The organism is Actinokineospora sp. HUAS TT18 (assembly GCF_051364635.1).
GTDB lineage: Bacteria > Actinomycetota > Actinomycetes > Mycobacteriales > Pseudonocardiaceae > Actinokineospora.
This window is the reverse complement of record NZ_CP195645.1, coordinates 868,466-886,200: the sequence shown is the minus strand read 5'-3', so window position 1 is coordinate 886,200 and position 17,735 is coordinate 868,466. Positions and strand designations below refer to the sequence as shown.

Sequence of the window (17,735 nt, the reverse complement as noted above, 5' to 3'; positions counted from 1 at the left end):
TCGTCACTTGGACTCCACGTGGCCGGGGTCGCCCTGATGGGTGCCCGTTTCCGGCGCGGGCGCGTCGAACGGACCGACCGCTGAGCCCAGTGCGTAGGCCCCCGCCGCAACCACCGCGAGGATCACGCCGTAGGCGCCCATCTTGCGTGCCGTGCTCACGTCTCCCCCTACGACCGGACGAGCCGCGCGATCGCGGCACTCGCCTCGCGGACCTTGTCGTCAGCGGCCACGCCGCCCTCGGCGACCGCCTCGGCGACACAGTGCTTCAAGTGCTGATCGATCAACCCGAGCGAGACCGCCTGCAGCGCCTTCGTGGCCGCGGACACCTGCGTGAGGATGTCGATGCAGTACTTGTCTTCCTCGACCATGCGCTGCAGCCCGCGAATCTGCCCCTCGATCCGGCGCAGTCGCTTGAGGTAGTCGTCCTTGTCGCCGCTGTAGCCGTGCATCCGGTGCCCTCCTTGGTCGGACACCTCAACCATACCCTACGGGGGTACCCCTAGGAGCGGACCAGCCGCGCGATGGCCTCGGAGGCCTCCCGCACCTTCGCCGACGCCTCCGGTTCCCCAGCGGCCGCCGCGGCGACCACGCACGTCGCCAGGTGCTCGTCCAGGAGTTCCAGCGAGAACGCCTGCAGCGCCTTCGTGGCCGCGGACACCTGCGTGAGGATGTCGATGCAGTACTTGTCTTCCTCGACCATGCGCTGCAGTCCGCGAATCTGCCCCTCGATCCGGCGCAGTCGCTTGAGGTACGCCTCTCGGTTGCTGTTGTCCACGGCCACAGCCCGCTCCCCTCGCGATGAACGATCAGCCTACTGGGCAGCACCGGCGCACCACGATCACCCGCAGGTGCGACGTCACACCGGCCGGACCTCCGTCCTTGCGCTTTTGATCGCTTTGGCTACTTGCGGGCCGGGCGAACGTATTGACCGACCATCCATTATCTTGATAGGGAAAAGCTGATAGTTACATTTGGATCCGCAGGCCGTCCGTAACTCTGGTGTTACGGTTGCCGCGCCCGTCCGACGTTCGAGGAGCAGCCATGGAGTCCTACGAATCGCGTTCGACCATCAACGCCACCCCGGCGCAGGTCTGGACGGTCCTCGCCGACGCCGCGACCTGGCCGGACTGGGATTCCGGCGTCACCAAGGTCGAGGGGACGATCGAGTCCGGCGCGAAGCTCAAGGTGACCACCGCGGCGAGTCCGGACCGAACGTTCCCGGTCAAGGTCACCGATGTCCGACCCGATTCCGGCATGACCTTCGTCGGAGGCATGCCGCTTGGCCTGTTCCGCGGCGAACGCACCTACTCCCTTACGTCCACTTCGGACTCGACGACCGAGTTCCGCATGCGCGAGGAGTACACCGGGCTCATGCTCCCGCTGATCTGGAAGTCGATGCCGGACCTGCAACCGTCGTTCGACCAGTTCGCCGCGGGCCTCAAGAAGCGCGTCGAGGGCGGCGCCTAGCGTGGCCGACGCCCAACTGAACGCCCTTGGCGACGCGAACCGCAGGGCGATACTGCGACTTCTCACTGACGGACCGCGGTCCGTCCAGGACATCTCCGACGCGCTGCCGATCAGCCGACCAGCGGTGTCCCGCCACCTGAAACTGCTGCGCGCCGCCGGCTTGGTCGCCGAGGAACGGCATGGCACCCGACGGCTGCACAAGCTGCACAACCTCGGCGTGAAGACGTTGCGGGGCTACCTCGACGACGTGTGGGGCGCCGACAGGTCCTAAGACCAAATACCTAGTCCACATAAGACCAGAGGCCGAGGCGCAGCCCCCGGCCGCTCCCGTAACGTCTGCTCTGTCACACCAAAACGACCGAAGGGCAGGAAATGAAGAGGTCTCGTGCGCTGCACCATCTGCGCACCACCGCGGAGACATGCGCGGACATGGCCACCAGGCCACAGTCGATCTTCCCGCTGCGTGTCGACCAACTGTGGGCGGCGGGTGAGATCCTCACCCCGGCCGACGAGATCGACACGGTGACTGTCGCGTTAGTGGTCGACCTACCCGCGGACGACGTCGCCTGGCTCACCGAGCCCCACGGATCCCAACACTGGGCGAACGCGGCACGCCTGCAAACGGCGCCCGTCACGATCCGCTGGCGCTCCGCGGCGGCGCCGATCTGGAACCACGCCCTCGACCGACCGGTCCTGATCTGGACAGTCACGGACGGCATCCATGAGGAAGCGCTCGCCGCGATCGCCGACGACTCCGACTCCGTCCGACTGCCACTCCCCTCCCCCGACCTGTTAGCCGAGCGCCTGGCCGACGAGCTGGCGGTGAGCCTGCGCGCGCTGCAGCGGTGCACCGACACCTACACCGAGCGCCGCTGGCGTCCGGGCAAGCTCGAGCCGACGGCCGACGCGCTCTGGCACGCAAGTGAGGGATATCTCGATCTTCTCAACGCGGTTGATCGCGGCTGAGCCATTACGTCCGGTGTCAATCCGCCGAGAAGGGAGATAAACGACGACATTCATCAGGAAGGCCTAACCCGATGCTGTTGACCGACCCGCACCCGATCTACACCACCCTCGCCCGCGAGTACGGCATCGACCCGGCCGACGAGCAGCCCCAGTCCGAGACCGCTGAGCAGGACACATAGCCGACATCCAGGAAGGAGGTCCGCCGCTCCCCCGTACACACCGCGCCAGGCCCCGGAAAGTCCTACGGCACGGCTAGCCCGCCCCGACGCAGGCCAGCAACCCGTCCAGGATCCCGCCAGGCCTGCCACGCCTCGAGGAACTGACCTGGCACGCCTGCCCCTCTCGGGTCCGCCCGGCTCCTACTGGGCGCCAACTCGCGACAGAACGACCAGGCAGCCACGGTTGACAGCGCCGCTGCGGCGGCACTGCCCACCCGGCCCGTCATCGCTGGTGCCCCCCACCGCCGCCAGAGTGACGATCGCTGGAGGCTGCCGCCGAGTAGACACCCCAACGACAGCACCACCAGTCCGCACGTACGAGCCGGACACTCCATCCTGCGGACAGCCCGTCACCGTGGCACGCCCTCGGGCGGCTAGGCCTCGGCGGGTTGGATCAGCTGTGACAGCCCGACATATCCGATGTCGTGCAGGCGCTGGCCCGACTTGGCGAAGTAAGCCGCGTCCGCGGTGATCCCAAGACCCTCGACCATCCTGTTCATGAAGTTGAACAGGGCGCAGACCAGGATCGCGTCGTGCAGCGCGCGTTCATCCCAGCCTTCGGCGTAGACCGCGTCGGCGTCGGCCTGGGTGACGCTCGACGGCTCGCGCGTGAGCTTGCCGACGTAGTGCAGGACCGGCTTCATCCGGGCGTCCACGGGTGCGGTGTCCAGGTCCTTGACCGCGGCGGCGAGGAGGCCGGGTTCGACGCCGTAGGCCTCGGCGGTCACGGTGTGCACGCCGTGGCAGTAGCCGCAGGCGTTCAAGCCGGACACGTAGGCCGCGATCAGTTCACGTTCGCCCAAGCTGAACGGGGAGGACGGCGCCCGCATGACGGTCTCGTGGTAGTCGATCAGCGGGCGCGCGGTCTCCGGGTAGCGCTGGAAGACGTCGAGCAGGACGGCGTTCTCCGGCAGGGACGGCAGGTGGGTCACGGTTCTCCTCCGGGGTGGGCGGCGATCGGGTCGATATCGGCTCGCCGGAGCCAGCAGGCGGTCAGGTAGACCAGGCAGGCTGGGCCGGTGTCCGTGAACTCGGCGGCGATCGTGGCGTGGGTGCGGTCCCAGGTCTGCCGCACCGAGGCGGAGACCGTGGGGCTGGGGTCGGCGGCGGCGAGACCGGGCCGGATGTCGCGCCAGCGGCTCGCTCCCGCGGCGACGAGGTCGGGCATGGTCAGGTGCGCGCCGCCGTGGCGGACGTGGTCGACGAGCATGGCGACCTGGCCCGGGTCGTCGGCGAGGGTGACCACGGCAAGGCAGGCGAGCAGGCGTTCGGGGTCGAGGCCGAGCAGCATCACGCCGGTCTCGGTCGAGGGCGGAGCGTCGAGGGCGGGGAGCGTGAACCTGGTGTCAGACAAGCGCGCCTGCCTCGACGAGGGTGCGGGTCGGGGTGACGATGCCGGAGCGGGCGGCGATGGTGGCGGCGACCCGGGCAGTGGCGACGCGGTGGCCGTCGATGTTGCGGGCGGCGGGCCCGAGCACCATGCAGGCGGCGGCGCCGACCGCGAAGACGCGCGGGTTCGCGCGGTAGGCGAGGGTGCGTTCATCGAGGTCGGGCCAGCCGTCCCGGGCGGCGACGACCTCGGCGGGAAGCAGCTCAGTACCGATGGAAGGAGTGGTTCCCAGGGCGAACACGACGTGATCCCCCACGACTGTCTCACCGCTGGCTAATCGGACGGCGCCTATCCGCGCGTCGGCGACGGGGTGGCCGCGGTGGACGACGAGGCTGCCGTCGGCCTCGGCGGCGCGTAGGAGTGGCTGGAACTCGAACATCACCGACGCTCGGCGGTGTCTGCCCATCAGGGTCAGGCGGTCGGCCCATGAGCCCGCGTCGAACTTGGCGCGGCCCTCGGGGCGGAAGAACGACGCGTTGACGTCGGCGCACTGGTAGCGCTCTTCGACCTCGCGGACCACCCAGTGCACCCTGCGGCCGGAGGTGAGGGCGTTGGCGATGATGTGCGCCGAGCTGAGTCCGGCGCCGACGACGACCACCGTGCGGGCTGAGGCGGGAACTGGTTCGTCCCAGTAGCCGCCCGTCCAGCCCCCGGGTGCTTGGCGGCGTTCCTCGCCTTGGCACAGCACGACGAACCGGGCGTCGATGGTTCCGCGGTCGGTGCTCACGTTCAAGCCGTCATGGCGTGGGCGCAGCCGGGTGACCGTTGCCTGCCAGGTCCGTTCGGTTACCTGGTGGACTGCCGCCACGTGGCGGCAGTAGGCGTCGAACACGTCAACCGGGACGACCGAGCGATGCCCGGACTGGGCCATGCGGATCTCGCCGCGCTCGTCGTCGGTGAGCAGCGACCAGTGCAGTCGGGCGAAGTCGAGGAGTTCGCAGTCGCGGTAGCCCTCGACACCGGGGTGGTGCTCGTAGGGCGACCTCAGCACGCGCTGGCCCAAGCGGTCGATCCGGTCGAAGAACCGGTGGCAGGGGCGGCCGTCGCGGTCGACCAAGACGACGTCGCGGATCCCGAGGTGCCACAGCGCGGAGGCCACCGCGAGGCCCGCAGGACCGGCTCCGACAATGACGACGTTGGCGCGGGCGGGCAACGGGACGCCGACGGGAGAAGCCGGGGTGCTGAGCGGGCGTGGCCAGGCCCGACCCCGCGGGGACTCCAGCAGTCGCGGTTCGGGCATGAACTTGATCACGAGGCCTCGCCAGGATAGGACGCGTCGACGAAGCCGGGCGGGCCGGCTTCGTCGGTGGGGCGTCGAACGTCGGAACTCAGCCGATGACGGTGACCGGGATGAGCATCTCGATGACCGGGCGGTTGGGCATCCCGTCGGCGACCATCTGCTCCACCGCCGCGGCCACCTGTTCCGGGGTGTCCGTCGGTGCCGCGCTGTAGCGGGCGTGGGCGTAGGTCGGCTTGCGGGTCGAGCATTCGAGCTCGAACACCTTCAGCACGGCCTCACCGGGACGCACCTCACCGTCGTGGAAGGTGAGCCTGCGCAGGTCCGGGGTGAGGAACGTGCGGGAGAACTGCCGAGACATGATCATGGCGTCCCCGCCGTCGACGAAGTAGGTGTCGTCGTCGGTGGTGACCTGCATGGCGGTCCACGTCTGGTCGGTGAGGTTCGTCTCCGACTTGATCACCTGCCAGCGGCCGGGTTCGGGCAGGTGCAGGCTCATCGACACGTCGTGGTCGATGGCGTCCACCGCACCGGAGATCATCAGCACCCGGCGCCGCACGTCGGCGACCGCGGCCATCTGGATATCGCGAGCCCGCACCCGACCGGAAACGTCCAGGCCAGGAATGTCCAATTCCGACACAATGCCTCCTTGATCACCGTCAAGTCAATTGCACATATCTGGACGCGCGAGATCTCGACCCCAGGCTTGCACATGATCCATACAAGCTCAACAACACCAAATCCGATTGGGCCAATCGGCCTCAGGCATGGCGGTCACCTGGCGGCTTGACGCCGATTCAGGAGATTTCCACCTCTTGCTCGGCGGGTTCCTCCGGCGCGCCGATGTAGAGCACGCCGAACACGTCGGGCTCGCGGAAGCAGATCTTCACGATCAGGTTCTCCCGCACGACGACGAAGAACTCGCCGGACCGCGAGACGTCGTCGAGCACCTTGTACGAGCGGAACACCGTGCCGTCCGCGACGGCGAACAGCGCCCGATAAAGCGCGTTCTTCTCAGCCTGCCCCGCGTTGGCGGCCCACTTCTCGAGGCGGGAAAGCCCAAGATTGAGCTTAAGCCGCATTCGTTCCCGACTCATCGGCCCCAGCCTCCAGCATGGCGATCACGTCGTTGATGTCGCGCGGGTCGCCTGCGGCCTCAACCCTCGCCATGGCGATGCGGTAGTCCCGGGAGCGCGTCATTCGGGCGGTCATTTCCAGGCTCTCCACGAAGTGGTGCACCGCGGACCCGTCACCGGATGCCTGCTTGTCGGCGAGCACCTCCGCCAGCCTGCGCATCGCGTCCCGGCGGCCAGGGCCGGGTAGCCCGCTCAGCGCTAACGCGACCTTGTCGGCGAGCTTCACATAGTCTTCGCCGAACACCCCGGAACGCAGCGCATTTGTCACCGAAGCCATATTCCGCTCCCTTCACCACAGTTGGGCGCATGGATCGCACCGCACTAGTCTGCGGTACCTCAGGATTGCGAAACCAGTGCCGCCGACATCGGCCGACAGGGTTCGTCTCATGATCGAAAGCACAATGCGGCACGCATTCGGCGTGACGAATGCACAAGGCATCCGCCACGCCGTCCGCGGTGAAGTTCTGCCGCCGACCGGACCGGATGGGGGTTGTCCGGCCGGCGGCATGGTCGCCCGCGCACCGACGGCGTGCGTCCGACAGCGTGGGGGACACCGCCGGGAAACGTCCACCGGTCCTGATTCAGGAAGCGACAACCACCAAACGCGTACCCGGGCCGGTTAGTTCCCGACCGACAGTGGCGGTGCTCACCGCAGTGCGGCCAGCGCGCCACGCAGCTGCGCTTCAGCCGCGGCCAGGTCGCCGTCCTGAAGTTCGCCGATGGCACGACGGACTTTGGCGACGGGGCCGGTCAACTGGCACGTCTGTCCACACGCCGCCGTCCACGCCAGACCCGCGCGAAGCTCCTCGACGGCGTCGTGACGCGTGATGTCGCCGACCACCCTCGCTATCGATGAGCGCAGCCGTGCACCTAGATCGATAAGCTGAGTGGAACTCACCGCCGTAAGCATCTCGGCCCTCCTGATACGGGCTTCCGTCCCTTTGAGTATCGCCTGTGGACAAGTCGCGCGCTCGTGAACAGGTGTTCGATAAATCGTGTAGGGTCGTTGGTATGGCTGTGGCATTGCAGGGATCACTGTGGGACGGACCGGACGCCGCCGGTCTCGCCCCACTGTCCCACGCGCGCCGCATCCAGCTCACCGAAGGCGCATGGCTCGACGTCCTCCCCGGCTGGCTCCACGGCGCCGACGACCTGTTCCACCGCCTGGTCGACACGGTGCCATGGAAGGCAGAGCGCAGGACCATGTACGACTCGGTGGTCGACGTGCCCCGCCTGCTCAGCTTCTACGACGACCACACCCGATTACCCGACCCCCTCCTGACCGAGGCCCGCGACACCCTCAACGCCCACTACGCGCCGGAGCACTTCGCCACCGCGGGCCTGTGCTTCTACCGCGACGGCCGAGACAGCGTCGCCTGGCACGGCGACACCATCGGCCGTGGCGCATATGAGGACACGATGGTCGCGATCGTGTCCGTGGGCGCCCCGCGCGCGCTGCTGCTGCGGCCGAGGTCGGGAGGAGAAACCATCCGACACGCGCTGGGCCATGGCGACCTGCTGGTCATGGGCGGGTCGTGCCAGCGGACCTGGGAGCACGCGGTGCCGAAGACGACCCGGCCCGTGGGACCCCGGATCAGCATCCAGTTCCGCCCGCACGGCGTGCGCTGAGGCAGCAAACCGGACGCCCTGGTTCGCGGTCGGCCGCGCACAGCAGCCGCAGCACCCTCGGTGCGGCGTGCCAGCTGCACGGCAGGACCACCGGACTGGGCTAAGCCGTTGGCCCGGTCGAGCGGGACAGCCCAGCGGCGGCTGCCCGGCTAAGCGGACAACCCAACCGACCGGCTAAGCGGGCAGCTCAGCTAAGCGGGGGCCGACCGGCTAAGCGGACAACCCGACCGAGCGGGACAGCCCTGTGGCGGCTGCTCGGCCCGGACACCTCGGCTGAGCCCGACAGCTCGGCTGAGCGAAGGGCCAACAGTCGGGCGACCAGCTGACCGGCGTTGCGCGCGGCCCAGTACTGGCTGAGCGGCTGAGCGAACAGCCCTTGTACTGGGTAACCCGACTGATCGGATGCGCCAACCGAGCCGACAGCCCCGTGCCAGCAGAGCGGACAGCCGACGAGCTGGCCAGGTGATCGGACCGGTGACGGACCGGCCGTTGCAGTGGCGGCGCTGGCGCACGGCCAGCGGCGGCCAAGCTTGCCAGTGGTGGGCTCGGCCGATGGCCATTGAAGGGCGGGTGCGGCCATTCGTGCTGGCTGGCATGACTGGCTGGTTCTACGCCGACTGGTGGAGGTTCGGCTGGACCGTGGTCGGCCAACCGCTTGCAGGTCAGTTGGCGGGCCAGGCTGTCGCGGGGCAGGCTCGGTTGCCGTTGGCTGGCTCGGCTGCGGCGGCCGCCGTTGGCGGGGACTATGGCTGGCGAGCCTGCACTGAAGGTGCTGGCAGGCGGGGGCGCGAGCCTCGCCTCCGCTGGTGATCTTGCCGTAACCACCCAAGCTCGCTATCTTGATATCGGATAACTGCTACCGCATTTTTGGAGCGACCATGGACGCAGGCGATGTCGGCAGGCTGATGTTCGGCAGGCCGAGCAGGCTGCGCCTCGCGCTGTGGATTCATTTGCATGCGGGGCCGCGGTTCTATCAGTCGGAGCCGCCGAAGACGGTGATCGCGCAGAGTGCCACGGGGATCGAGCTCACTCGGTTGGTGGATCTCGGGATGCTCACCGAGCACCGGGAGCCTGCCAACCGGCGGGTGTACTACGAGCGGACGCGCAGTCCCTTGTGGTCGATCATCGTGGCGGCGTCGAAGGTGGTCGATCCGGTCGACAAGTGACGCACAGGGTGCGCACAGGTTCGGCACAGCGTGGGTTCATGGGTGGGGCGCATCATGGGTGGCATGCATCGGCCTGAACTTCGGCGACCGGATGGGACGCCCGTGCGGGTGCTCGTCGTCGACGACGAGCCCACGTTGGCGGAATTGGTGACGCTCGCCCTGCGGTATGAGGGGTGGGACGCGCGCAGTGCGCTCGATGGGGCGAGTGCGGTGCGATTGGCGCGCGAGTTCCGGCCGGACGCGGTGGTCCTGGACGTCATGCTGCCCGACTTCGACGGGCTTGAGGTGCTGCGGAAGCTGCGAGCCGAGACCGACTCGCTCCCTGTCCTCTTCCTGACCGCCAAGGACTCCGTCGAGGATCGGATCGCGGGGCTGACCGCCGGTGGCGACGACTACGTGACCAAGCCGTTCAGCATCGAGGAGGTCGTGCTGCGGCTGCGGGCCCTCATGCGGCGGACCGGGGTCACCGAAGCGACGGCGGGGGCGAATCTCGTCGTCGGGGATCTCACGCTCGATGAGGACACGCGGGAGGTTTTTCGTGGTGGTGAGGAGATCAGCCTGACGGCCACCGAGTTCGAGTTGCTCCGCTTCCTCATGCGCAATCCCCGCCGGGTGCTGAGCAAGACCCAGATCCTCGACCGGGTGTGGAACTACGATTTCGGTGGCCAGGCCAACATCGTCGAGCTCTACATCTCGTACCTGCGCAAGAAGGTCGACGCGGGCCGGGAGCCGATGATCCACACGATGCGTGGTGCGGGATATGTTCTCAAACCGGCGCGGTAGGACACTGCGGACGCGTCTCATCGCCGAGCAGTTGGTGCTGCTCGCGATGGTGTGCCTCGTCATCGGTGTGGTGACGCTGCTGGTGCTGCGCGGCTTCCTCAACAGCGGGCTTGAGCGGCAGCTCAGAGAGGCCAGCAACCGTGCGGTCGGGGCGCCCGGCCCGCAGGGTGGCGGCCCGCCCGGCAGACCTCCCGACCGCGGCCCCGCCCAGAACATCGGCACGCTCAACGCCTGGATCCGGAACGGCCAGATCGATGAGACCAGGCTGCAGACTGTCAGCGGCCAAGCGGACGAGCTGCCCGAGAACTTCCATCCAGTCTTGACGAACCTGCCCATCGGGTCGGTCCAGGAACGCGATCTGGGCGATCTGGGCACCTACCGGTTGCTCGCGGTCAGCGCGCAAGGTCGCGGCGACACCAGGGTGATCGTCACCGGCCTGCCGGTGGAGCCCGTGACCGATGTCCTCTGGACTGTCGGCCTCGTGCTCGGCGGGGTCTCGCTGCTCGGGCTGGCTGTCGCGGGCGCGGCGGGGGTCGTCATCGTGCGTCGGACGCTGAGACCGCTCGACCGGATGGCCGCGACGGCCAGGCGCGTCGCCGAGTTGCCGTTGGACCGGGGTGAGGTGGCGCTGTCGGAGCGGGTGCCGGAGGCCGACACCGATCCGGACACCGAGGTCGGGCAGGTCGGCTCGGCGCTGAACAAGATGCTCGGGCACGTCTCCGACGCGTTGGAGGCGCGGCACGCCAGTGAGACCAGGGTGCGCCAGTTCGTGGCCGACGCCAGCCATGAGCTGCGCACTCCCCTGGCCGCGATCCGCGGCTACGCCGAGCTGGTGCGCAGGCAGCCCGATGAGGTACCGCCGCCGATCTCGCACGCCCTGTCGCGGGTCGAGTCGGAGGCGGGGCGGATGACCACGCTGGTCGAGGACCTGCTGCTGCTCGCCAGGCTCGACTCGGGGCGGCCGCTGCTCGCCGAGCCCGTCGACCTGTCGCGGCTGGTCGTCGACGCGGTCAGTGACGCGCGGGTGGCCGGGCCGGACCACCTGTGGCGGCTGGACCTGCCCGGTGACCCGGTGGTGGTCAGCGGTGACGGGCCGCGCCTGCACCAGGTCGTGGCGAACCTGCTGGCCAACGGCCGCACCCACACTCCCCCGGGCACGACGGTCACCACCGGCCTGTCGCGGTCCAACGGCCACGTCGAGCTGACGGTCACCGACAACGGTCCCGGCATCCCCGCCGAGCTACGGCCGGAGATCTTCGAGCGGTTCGCCCGCGGTGACAGCTCCCGGTCGCGCGCGGCGGGCGGCACCGGCCTCGGGCTGGCGATCGTCTCGGCTGTCCTGCACGCCCACGAAGGCGAGGTCACGGTGGACAGCGAGCCGGGGTTCACCCAGTTCACTGTGTTGTTACCAGCGGGACCGTCCTGAGGGACTTTCGGACCTGTGACGGTCGGCTGGGGCACGCGTAGGCTCCCTCCACCGAGATCCGGAAGACCGCTGGGAGGGCAGGCCGTGCGTGTGGCTGCGAGGCCGACCGCCGCTCTTCGAGGCGGTGGCGGCGATAACTGAGCCGATTCCGGTGGCGGACCACGACCCGACCGGCGCCATCCCGCGCCAGGGCGCGCGAATCTCGGGTCACGCGGACCTGACCAATCGCCCCGACTTCGAGCAGTTCCTGCTCGCCCTGTGCCGCCAGGCCGAGGGCGATGTCCACCTCGACCTCGCCGAGCTGGACTTCATCGACATCTCCGGGGTGATCACCCTGGTCAGGGTCGCCGAGTCGCTGCCCGCGGGCAGGCACCTGGTGCTGCACAACCCGCCGCCCGCGATGCGGCGCATCCTGGAGTTGCTGGGACCCACCAGCGAGCAGGGCGTATTGATCGACTAGGCGCTCCTAACGACCGAGGATCTCGCGGACGTCGGCGTCGGGGACCTGGGCGAAGTCCTCGTACCAGTAGCCGACCGCGACGAACCGGCGCGGCGTTAGCGGGCAGACGACCTCGTCGGCGATCAGCCGCAGTGAGGCCACGACGTCGGCTGGGGCGACCGGAGCCGCCACGACCACCCGAGCCGCGCCCATCCCCCGAACGACCCGCACCGCGGCGGCCGCGGTCGCCCCGGTGGCGACGCCGTCGTCGACCAGGATCACCGTGCGGCCCGCCAGGTCGGGTGGGGGTTCGCCGCCGCGCAGCGTGGCGGCGCGGCGCAGGATCTCGGCGCGCTCGTTGGCGGCGGTGTCGGCGACATCGGCCCAGGTCAGGTGTAGTTCGGCGAGTACGCGGTCGGAGCGGACGGTCACGCCGCCCTCCCCCACCGCGCCGACCGCGAGTTCGGGGTGTCCTGGCGCGCCGACCTTGCGTACGAGCACGACGTCGACTTCCGCGCCGAGCCGGGCGGCGACCTCGGCGGCCACCGGGACTCCCCCGCGCGGGAGGCCGAGGACGATCGGTTTGTCCTCGCGCAGGTGGGTGAGGTGGTCGGCGAGGACGCGGCCCGCTTCGGTCCGGTCGGCGAAACGCATGGGTCCAGTGTGCGCCGTCAGCCCCCGAACCCGCTGGGTTCGGGGGCTGACAGGAGGTGGATCAGCCGACCGGGTCGAGCTGGCGCACCGGCAGCGGCGCCGTCCGCGGCTCCTCGCGGCCGCGGAGGAACTTCGGCGTCCACCAGTTCGAGTCGCCGAGCACCGCCATCAGCGACGGCAGGACCACCGCGCGGATGAGGGTCGCGTCGAGCAGGATCGCCGTGGCGAGGCCGACGCCCATCTGCTTCATGTCGATGGTGCTCAGCGTGCCGAAGATGGAGAACACGCCGATCATGACCGCCGCGGCGCTGGTGACCACGCCCGCCGACGTCGTGATGCCGTGCGACACCGCCGACCGGTTGTCCATCCCCTTCTGCCTGGCCTCGCGGATGCGGCTCACCACGAACACGTGGTAGTCCATCGAGAGTCCGAAGAGGACGACGAACAGGATCAGCGGGAGCCAGGCGACGATGCCGCCGGTCGAGGTGAACCCGAGCAGGTCCTCGGCCCACTTGTTCTGGAACACCAGCACCAGCACGCCGTACGCGGCGCCCGCCGACAGCGCGTTGAGGAAGATGGCCGACGCGGCGATCACCGGGGAGCGGAACGTCCACAGCATCACGAGGAACGTCAGCAGCAGGACGATCGCGATGACCCAGGGCAGCGACTCGGTCATGTTGTCGACGAAGTCCTTGTTGCCCGCGGTCTCACCGCTGACCGCGAACTCGGCGCCCGCGACCGTGCCAACCGTGCCGGGCAGTGCGTTGGTCCGCAGCCAGTCGAGCGACTTGGCAGCAGCCTCGCTGGTCCCGCGGTCCGGGATGCCCGCCCGGATCAGGAACAGCTGCTTGTTGTCCGACTGCATCACCTTGGGCGCGCTGTCTCCGGCGAACGCGGGGTTGGCCTGGATGCGCTTGACCAGGTCGTTCACCGCGGCCTCGGTCTTGGCGACATCGTTGCCGGGGGCGCGAACCGCGATGGCGTGGACGGCGCCGGTGCTCGGGAACGCCGCGGTCATCCGGTCGTAGGACTGCATGATCGGGATGCTGCGGGGCAGGTCGGCGTCCGACGGCGAGTTCAGGTTCATCCCGAACGCGGGGATGGACAGGGCGACCAGCGCGCCTCCGGCGACGACGAGCGCGATGCCCGGCTTGCGCAGCGACGGCTTGAGGATGGCCTTCCAGAAGCGGGGCTCGCCGTTGGAGCGGGCGGACAGGCGCCACACCAGCGGGACGCGCGGCCGGTCGATCCAGCGGCCGAGCTTGGCGAGCATCGCGGGCAGCACCGTGATGGAGCCGATGACCGCGGCGACGACGACCAGGATGGAGCCGATGGCCATGGAAGAGAACGTGACGTCGTTGGCGACGAACATGCCGCCCATCGCGACCACCACGGCCACACCGGAGACGACGATCGCGTGCCCGGACGTCGCGGCTGCGATCTCCACGGCGTCGACGTGGCTGGCGCCGCGGGCGCGTTCCTCACGTTCTCGGCGGATGTAGAACAGCGAGTAGTCGACGCCGACCGCCATACCGATCAGCAGGATCATGCTGGAGGTGTTCTCGGTCGCGGGGACCAACTGGGACACCAGCGCCGACAGCCCGATCGCGGCCCCCACCGCGGACAGGGCGAGCAGCACCGGCACACCGGCGGCGATGACCGCGCCGAAGGCCAGCAGCATGATGATCAGGGTGACCGGGATGCTGATGAGCTCGGCCTTCTGGAAGTCGTTCCCCAACGTCTCCGAGAGTGCCTGGTTCAGCGATTCCCCGCCGACCTGCTCGACGCGCAGGTCAGGGTGCTCGGCCTGGATCGACGCGGTCAGGTCGAGCAGCGGCTTCAGCCGGTCGCCCGCGGTGTCGCGGTCGCCGCTGATCTCCACGTTGACCAGCACCGCGTCGCCTTTGGGCGACGGCAGCGGCTCGCTGACCGTCCCGGTCTCGGCGAGCGCGTCCATCTTGGTGCGGACCTTGTCGGCGACCTCGACGGCGATCTTCTGGTCCAGCGCGCCCGAGCGGGCGGTGATCAAGACGTTCTCCGACGCGGGCCGGTCGAACTTCGCGTCGTCGACGATCTTCTGGTAGACCGCGAGCTCGCCGGTCGGGTTGTCGTCGAAGTCGGCGGTCTTGGTGCCTAAAGCCGAGCCGAGGCCGATGCACAGGGCCACGAACACGACCCAGGCACCGATCGCCCGCCAAGGATGTTCGGCGCTCCACCTCGCGATGCGCACCGTCACCATGGGTTTAGCTGACATTTCGGGTTCCCCCCACACAGGTTCCGTTCAGGTTGCACGAAGACTGCCAGCGGGCGGGTGGCGGCGGATCAGGACTAGTCCCCGATCTTGGACCCCGGTACGACCCCTAGGGGTCGGTTCTCGGTGAGCCAGCGGTCCACTAGGTAGTGTTCGATGGAGTCAGTGCGGTTCGTGCCCGCCCTGACGTGTTCCTCTTGCAGCGCAACGACTTCCTCGCGGCTGAACCAGCGGGCCTCGACGAGTTCGTCGCGGTCGACGTCGATGTCCGGGGATGTCGCCCGCGCCCGGAAACCGACCATGAGACCAGCCGGGAACGGCCATGCCTGTGACGCGCGATACTCCACTTCGCCGACTTCGACGCCCGCTTCCTCGGCGACCTCGCGGCGGACCGCGTCCTCCAGGCTCTCGCCGATCTCGACAAATCCGGCAAGCGTGGAGAAACCGTTCGCCGCGGCACCTTTGTGGCGGCCGAGCAGGCAGCGGTCGCCGTGCTCGACGAGGACGATGACGGCGGGTTCGATGCGGGGGAACAGGAGTTTGCCGCACCCTCCGCACGTGCGCAGATGCCCACCGTGACTCATCGCGGCGGGTGATCCGCAGGCGCCGCAGAACCGCTGGTTGCGATTCCAGTGCAGCAGCCCTCGCGCGTAGGCCAGGCAAGCCGCTTCGTCGGCGTCCAATTCGGCCACGAGCCGCCGCACGTCGATCGCGGCGTCGGCGCCGACTGCGGCCAGCGCCGCTTCTTCGTCCAGTTCGGACAGATCGACCGCGAAGACCCCCGCGTCACCGCGCACCCCGAGGAATACGGCCTTCTCGGCGGAGTCCTCGCCCGAAACCGCGGCCGAGCAGCCCCCACCCTGTCCCGGGGGGACGGCCCTTGGCCAGTCTATCAGCGGGGGGTGACAGTTGATCTTTGTGGCGGGTTGGGTGTGGACAACTTCGGCCGGAATCCACAGAGGACGGCCCGCCCTTGTCAGCACGTGGCCGCGCCAGTATGGGATGGCGGTGGAGGCCGGGTGCGCGAGCAGGGCGTCGAGCCATGCGGGGTCGGGGCGTTGGGCGCCGGACCTGTCCAGGGTGAGGCCCGAATACGGGAGCACGTCAGACATCGATCGGGCGTTCGAAGAAGGTTTCCAGGACCACGATCGTCTGGGTTCCGGTTACGCCGTCGATCGCGAAGATCTCCTTGAGGGCCCGTTGCAGTTCGACCGTCGTCGAGGCGCGGACTTTCGCCAGTAGTGAAACGCCGCCCGCGACGATGTGGGCTTCCTCGACCCAGGGCAGGGCCGCCAGGGCCGCGCCAGTCGAAGCGTCGCCCATCCAGGCGTTGGCCTCGATCATCACGTAGGCCAGCACGCCCTTGCCGACCGCCGCCGGGTCGACGTCCACTGTGGTTCGGCGGATGACGCCGCGTTCGCGGAGTTTGCGGACTCGTTCGTGGGCGGCGGCGCCGGAGAGACCCACTTCCTGGCCCAGCGCGGCGTAAGGTGTGGTCGCGTCCTGTTGCAGCCGGGCGATGAGCGCCCGGTCAATCTCATCCATGCATACCCCATTGTCGGTTAACGACATCATGTCATAACGCCGATCAGCCGAATCGCATTCACCCGTCCGCACGACGTCGAACAATGGGTGGAGACTTCAAACATGGCCACGCCCGATTCCTGCGACGTCGCGCACGGCGTCGTCCGACCAGACGCGGGGACGCGCACGCTCGTCGCGGTGTTCGCCACCGCGGTCGCCGAGCACCTGCTGCGATACGGCGCCGACGTCGGCTATCACGTGCTGCTCCTCGAACCCGAGCGCGCCCGAGTGGGGCACTCGTCGGCCGAGGTCGTCGCCCATCTCCCCGCAGGCATCGCGGGCGCCGACGTGGTCGTCACCGATCACCACCGGGCCGACCTCGGGCCCGTGCTGCGCGACGTCCTCAAGGCGAGTCCGCGCTGGGTCGGGGTGATGGGCAATCCGCGGCACGCGGCGCCGCACATCGAGGCGCTGCGCGGACTCGGGGTCGACCAGGCGTTGATCGACTCCGTGCATCGCCCGATCGGGTTGAACATCGGCTCACGCACTCCGGCGGAGATCGCGATCGCGACGCTGGCGGGGCTGATCGCCGACCGCAACGGGAAGCCGGGCGGGTTCGAGTTCTAGACACCCCGTTCCTCCCGGGAGTAGGTTGCTAAGCGCTTGCTTAGTCGCCTAGAGACCGGAGGACCCGTGTCCCAGCCCCGCACCGCCATCGTCACCGGCGCCGCCCGCGGCATCGGCGCCGCCGTGGCCAAGCGACTCGCCCGTGACGGGTTCAAGGTCGCCGTCATCGACCTCGACGAAGCCGCGTGCGCCGACACGGTGGCCGCGATCGAGGCCGACGGCGGCACCGCGCTGGCCGTGGGTGCCGACGTGAGCAAGTCCGACGAGGTCGAGGCCGCGGTGGCCAAGGTCGCCGAGGCGCTGGGCGCGCCGACGGTGCTGGTCAACAACGCGGGCATCCTGCGCGACAACCTGATCTTCAAGATGACCGACGACGACTGGGACGCGGTCATGAACGTGCACCTGCGCGGCTCGTTCCTGATGACGCGCGCGGTGCAGCGCCACCAGACCGAGCAGCGCTACGGCCGCATCGTCAACCTCTCCAGCACCTCCGCCCTCGGCAATCGCGGCCAGGCCAACTACGCCACCGCCAAGGCAGGGCTGCAGGGCTTCACCAAGACCCTGGCGATCGAACTGGGCAAGTTCGGGGTCACCGCGAACGCCATCGCGCCCGGGTTCATCGAGACCGAGATGACCGCGGCGACGGCGGCCCGCATGGGCGTGTCGTTCGAGGACTTCAAGACCGGCGCGGCGGCGATGATCCCGGTCGGCCGCATCGGCAAACCGGATGACATCGCGGCGACGGCGTCGTTCCTGGTCAGCGAGGAGGCCGGGTTCGTCTCCGGCCAGGTGATCTACGTCGCGGGCGGGCCGAAGGACTGA

The 17,735-nt window shown here is 69.0% G+C and carries 24 protein-coding genes; 10 read left to right on the top strand and 14 right to left on the bottom strand.

Annotated features, from left to right (window positions below; all coding sequences use genetic code 11):
• Positions 1–3 precede the first annotated feature (3 nt).
• From ACSHT8_RS03945 to ACSHT8_RS03935, 3 genes are read right to left on the bottom strand one after another with little or no spacing between them, the layout of a single operon-like run.
• Complete coding sequence (locus ACSHT8_RS03945; protein WP_436497753.1) at positions 4–159, bottom strand: hypothetical protein; 156 nt, start codon at positions 157–159, stop codon at positions 4–6.
• A gap of 8 nt (positions 160–167) precedes the next feature.
• A complete protein-coding gene (locus ACSHT8_RS03940) occupies positions 168–449 on the bottom strand; it encodes a metal-sensitive transcriptional regulator (RefSeq protein ID WP_436501988.1) in 282 nt (93 codons plus the stop codon).
• A 50-nt stretch (positions 450–499) separates the two neighbouring features.
• Positions 500–781 (bottom strand): metal-sensitive transcriptional regulator, encoded by a 282-nt coding sequence (locus tag ACSHT8_RS03935; RefSeq protein ID WP_436497752.1) that lies wholly within the window; start codon positions 779–781, stop codon positions 500–502.
• A 260-nt stretch (positions 782–1,041) separates the two neighbouring features.
• Here ACSHT8_RS03935 and ACSHT8_RS03930 point away from each other — a divergent pair, with 260 nt between their 5' ends.
• From ACSHT8_RS03930 to ACSHT8_RS03920, 3 genes are all read left to right on the top strand, one after another.
• Positions 1,042–1,467, top strand: coding sequence for an SRPBCC family protein (locus ACSHT8_RS03930; RefSeq protein ID WP_436497750.1), 426 nt, complete (start codon positions 1,042–1,044; stop codon positions 1,465–1,467).
• 1 nt (position 1,468) lies between these two features.
• Positions 1,469–1,738 carry an ArsR/SmtB family transcription factor gene (locus tag ACSHT8_RS03925; RefSeq protein ID WP_436497748.1) on the top strand — a complete coding sequence of 90 codons (270 nt, stop codon included), beginning with the start codon at positions 1,469–1,471 and terminating at the stop codon, positions 1,736–1,738.
• Positions 1,739–1,839: 101 nt separating this feature from the next.
• Positions 1,840–2,433, top strand: a complete 594-nt coding sequence (locus ACSHT8_RS03920) for a DUF7711 family protein (RefSeq protein WP_436497746.1) — start codon at positions 1,840–1,842, stop codon at positions 2,431–2,433.
• 592 nt (positions 2,434–3,025) lie between these two features.
• Here the strand turns inward: ACSHT8_RS03920 and ACSHT8_RS03915 are convergent.
• The 7 genes from ACSHT8_RS03915 to ACSHT8_RS03885 all read right to left on the bottom strand — a co-directional run bounded on the left by ACSHT8_RS03915 (position 3,026) and on the right by ACSHT8_RS03885 (position 7,255).
• Positions 3,026–3,583 carry a carboxymuconolactone decarboxylase family protein gene (locus tag ACSHT8_RS03915; protein ID WP_436497744.1) on the bottom strand — a complete coding sequence of 186 codons (558 nt, stop codon included), beginning with the start codon at positions 3,581–3,583 and terminating at the stop codon, positions 3,026–3,028.
• On the bottom strand, positions 3,580–4,005 hold the full coding sequence (locus tag ACSHT8_RS03910; RefSeq protein ID WP_436497742.1) for a DUF6187 family protein: 426 nt from the start codon (positions 4,003–4,005) through the stop codon (positions 3,580–3,582). Before ACSHT8_RS03910 ends, ACSHT8_RS03915 begins: the two co-directional genes overlap by 4 nt.
• Positions 3,998–5,293 (bottom strand): FAD/NAD(P)-binding protein, encoded by a 1,296-nt coding sequence (locus ACSHT8_RS03905; RefSeq protein ID WP_436497740.1) that lies wholly within the window; start codon positions 5,291–5,293, stop codon positions 3,998–4,000. Before ACSHT8_RS03905 ends, ACSHT8_RS03910 begins: the two co-directional genes overlap by 8 nt.
• A 76-nt stretch (positions 5,294–5,369) precedes the next feature.
• Complete coding sequence (locus tag ACSHT8_RS03900; protein WP_436497738.1) at positions 5,370–5,918, bottom strand: DUF6423 family protein; 549 nt, start codon at positions 5,916–5,918, stop codon at positions 5,370–5,372.
• A gap of 157 nt (positions 5,919–6,075) precedes the next feature.
• Positions 6,076–6,375 carry a DUF6235 family protein gene (locus ACSHT8_RS03895; protein WP_436497736.1) on the bottom strand — a complete coding sequence of 100 codons (300 nt, stop codon included), beginning with the start codon at positions 6,373–6,375 and terminating at the stop codon, positions 6,076–6,078.
• Complete coding sequence (locus ACSHT8_RS03890) at positions 6,350–6,691, bottom strand: hypothetical protein (protein ID WP_436497734.1); 342 nt, start codon at positions 6,689–6,691, stop codon at positions 6,350–6,352. The genes ACSHT8_RS03895 and ACSHT8_RS03890 overlap by 26 nt, the downstream gene beginning before the upstream one ends.
• 369 nt (positions 6,692–7,060) lie before the next feature.
• Entirely contained in the window at positions 7,061–7,255 is a 195-nt protein-coding gene (locus tag ACSHT8_RS03885; RefSeq protein WP_436497733.1) for a hypothetical protein, read from the bottom strand.
• Between the two features lie 170 nt (positions 7,256–7,425).
• Here ACSHT8_RS03885 and ACSHT8_RS03880 point away from each other — a divergent pair, with 170 nt between their 5' ends.
• The 5 genes from ACSHT8_RS03880 to ACSHT8_RS03860 all read left to right on the top strand — a co-directional run bounded on the left by ACSHT8_RS03880 (position 7,426) and on the right by ACSHT8_RS03860 (position 11,878).
• Positions 7,426–8,043 carry an alpha-ketoglutarate-dependent dioxygenase AlkB gene (locus tag ACSHT8_RS03880; protein ID WP_436497731.1) on the top strand — a complete coding sequence of 206 codons (618 nt, stop codon included), beginning with the start codon at positions 7,426–7,428 and terminating at the stop codon, positions 8,041–8,043.
• 878 nt (positions 8,044–8,921) lie between these two features.
• Positions 8,922–9,209 (top strand): hypothetical protein, encoded by a 288-nt coding sequence (locus ACSHT8_RS03875; RefSeq protein WP_436497729.1) that lies wholly within the window; start codon positions 8,922–8,924, stop codon positions 9,207–9,209.
• Between the two features lie 54 nt (positions 9,210–9,263).
• Positions 9,264–9,992, top strand: a complete 729-nt coding sequence (locus ACSHT8_RS03870) for a response regulator transcription factor (RefSeq protein ID WP_436497727.1) — start codon at positions 9,264–9,266, stop codon at positions 9,990–9,992.
• On the top strand, positions 9,970–11,418 hold the full coding sequence (locus tag ACSHT8_RS03865) for a sensor histidine kinase (RefSeq protein ID WP_436497725.1): 1,449 nt from the start codon (positions 9,970–9,972) through the stop codon (positions 11,416–11,418). Before ACSHT8_RS03870 ends, ACSHT8_RS03865 begins: the two co-directional genes overlap by 23 nt.
• A 151-nt stretch (positions 11,419–11,569) precedes the next feature.
• The gene (locus ACSHT8_RS03860; protein ID WP_436497723.1) at positions 11,570–11,878 is read left to right on the top strand and encodes an STAS domain-containing protein; all 309 of its coding nucleotides are present in this window, start codon (positions 11,570–11,572) and stop codon (positions 11,876–11,878) included.
• Positions 11,879–11,884: 6 nt separating this feature from the next.
• Here the strand turns inward: ACSHT8_RS03860 and ACSHT8_RS03855 are convergent, their stop codons facing one another.
• The 4 genes from ACSHT8_RS03855 to ACSHT8_RS03840 form a co-directional block, all read right to left on the bottom strand.
• The gene (locus tag ACSHT8_RS03855) at positions 11,885–12,511 is read right to left on the bottom strand and encodes a phosphoribosyltransferase (RefSeq protein WP_436497721.1); all 627 of its coding nucleotides are present in this window, start codon (positions 12,509–12,511) and stop codon (positions 11,885–11,887) included.
• Positions 12,512–12,572: 61 nt separating this feature from the next.
• Complete coding sequence (locus ACSHT8_RS03850; RefSeq protein ID WP_436497719.1) at positions 12,573–14,765, bottom strand: MMPL family transporter; 2,193 nt, start codon at positions 14,763–14,765, stop codon at positions 12,573–12,575.
• A gap of 74 nt (positions 14,766–14,839) precedes the next feature.
• A complete protein-coding gene (nudC, locus tag ACSHT8_RS03845; protein WP_436497717.1) occupies positions 14,840–15,874 on the bottom strand; it encodes an NAD(+) diphosphatase in 1,035 nt (344 codons plus the stop codon).
• Positions 15,867–16,391: an Lrp/AsnC family transcriptional regulator gene (locus tag ACSHT8_RS03840; RefSeq protein WP_436497715.1), complete on the bottom strand. Its 525-nt coding sequence runs from the start codon at positions 16,389–16,391 to the stop codon at positions 15,867–15,869. The genes nudC and ACSHT8_RS03840 overlap by 8 nt, the downstream gene beginning before the upstream one ends.
• An 18-nt stretch (positions 16,392–16,409) precedes the next feature.
• Between ACSHT8_RS03840 and ACSHT8_RS03835 the strand changes: the two genes are divergently transcribed.
• Positions 16,410–16,913: an XdhC family protein gene (locus ACSHT8_RS03835; protein ID WP_436497714.1), complete on the top strand. Its 504-nt coding sequence runs from the start codon at positions 16,410–16,412 to the stop codon at positions 16,911–16,913.
• A gap of 66 nt (positions 16,914–16,979) precedes the next feature.
• Entirely contained in the window at positions 16,980–17,735 is a 756-nt protein-coding gene (gene fabG / locus ACSHT8_RS03830) for a 3-oxoacyl-ACP reductase FabG (protein ID WP_436497712.1), read from the top strand.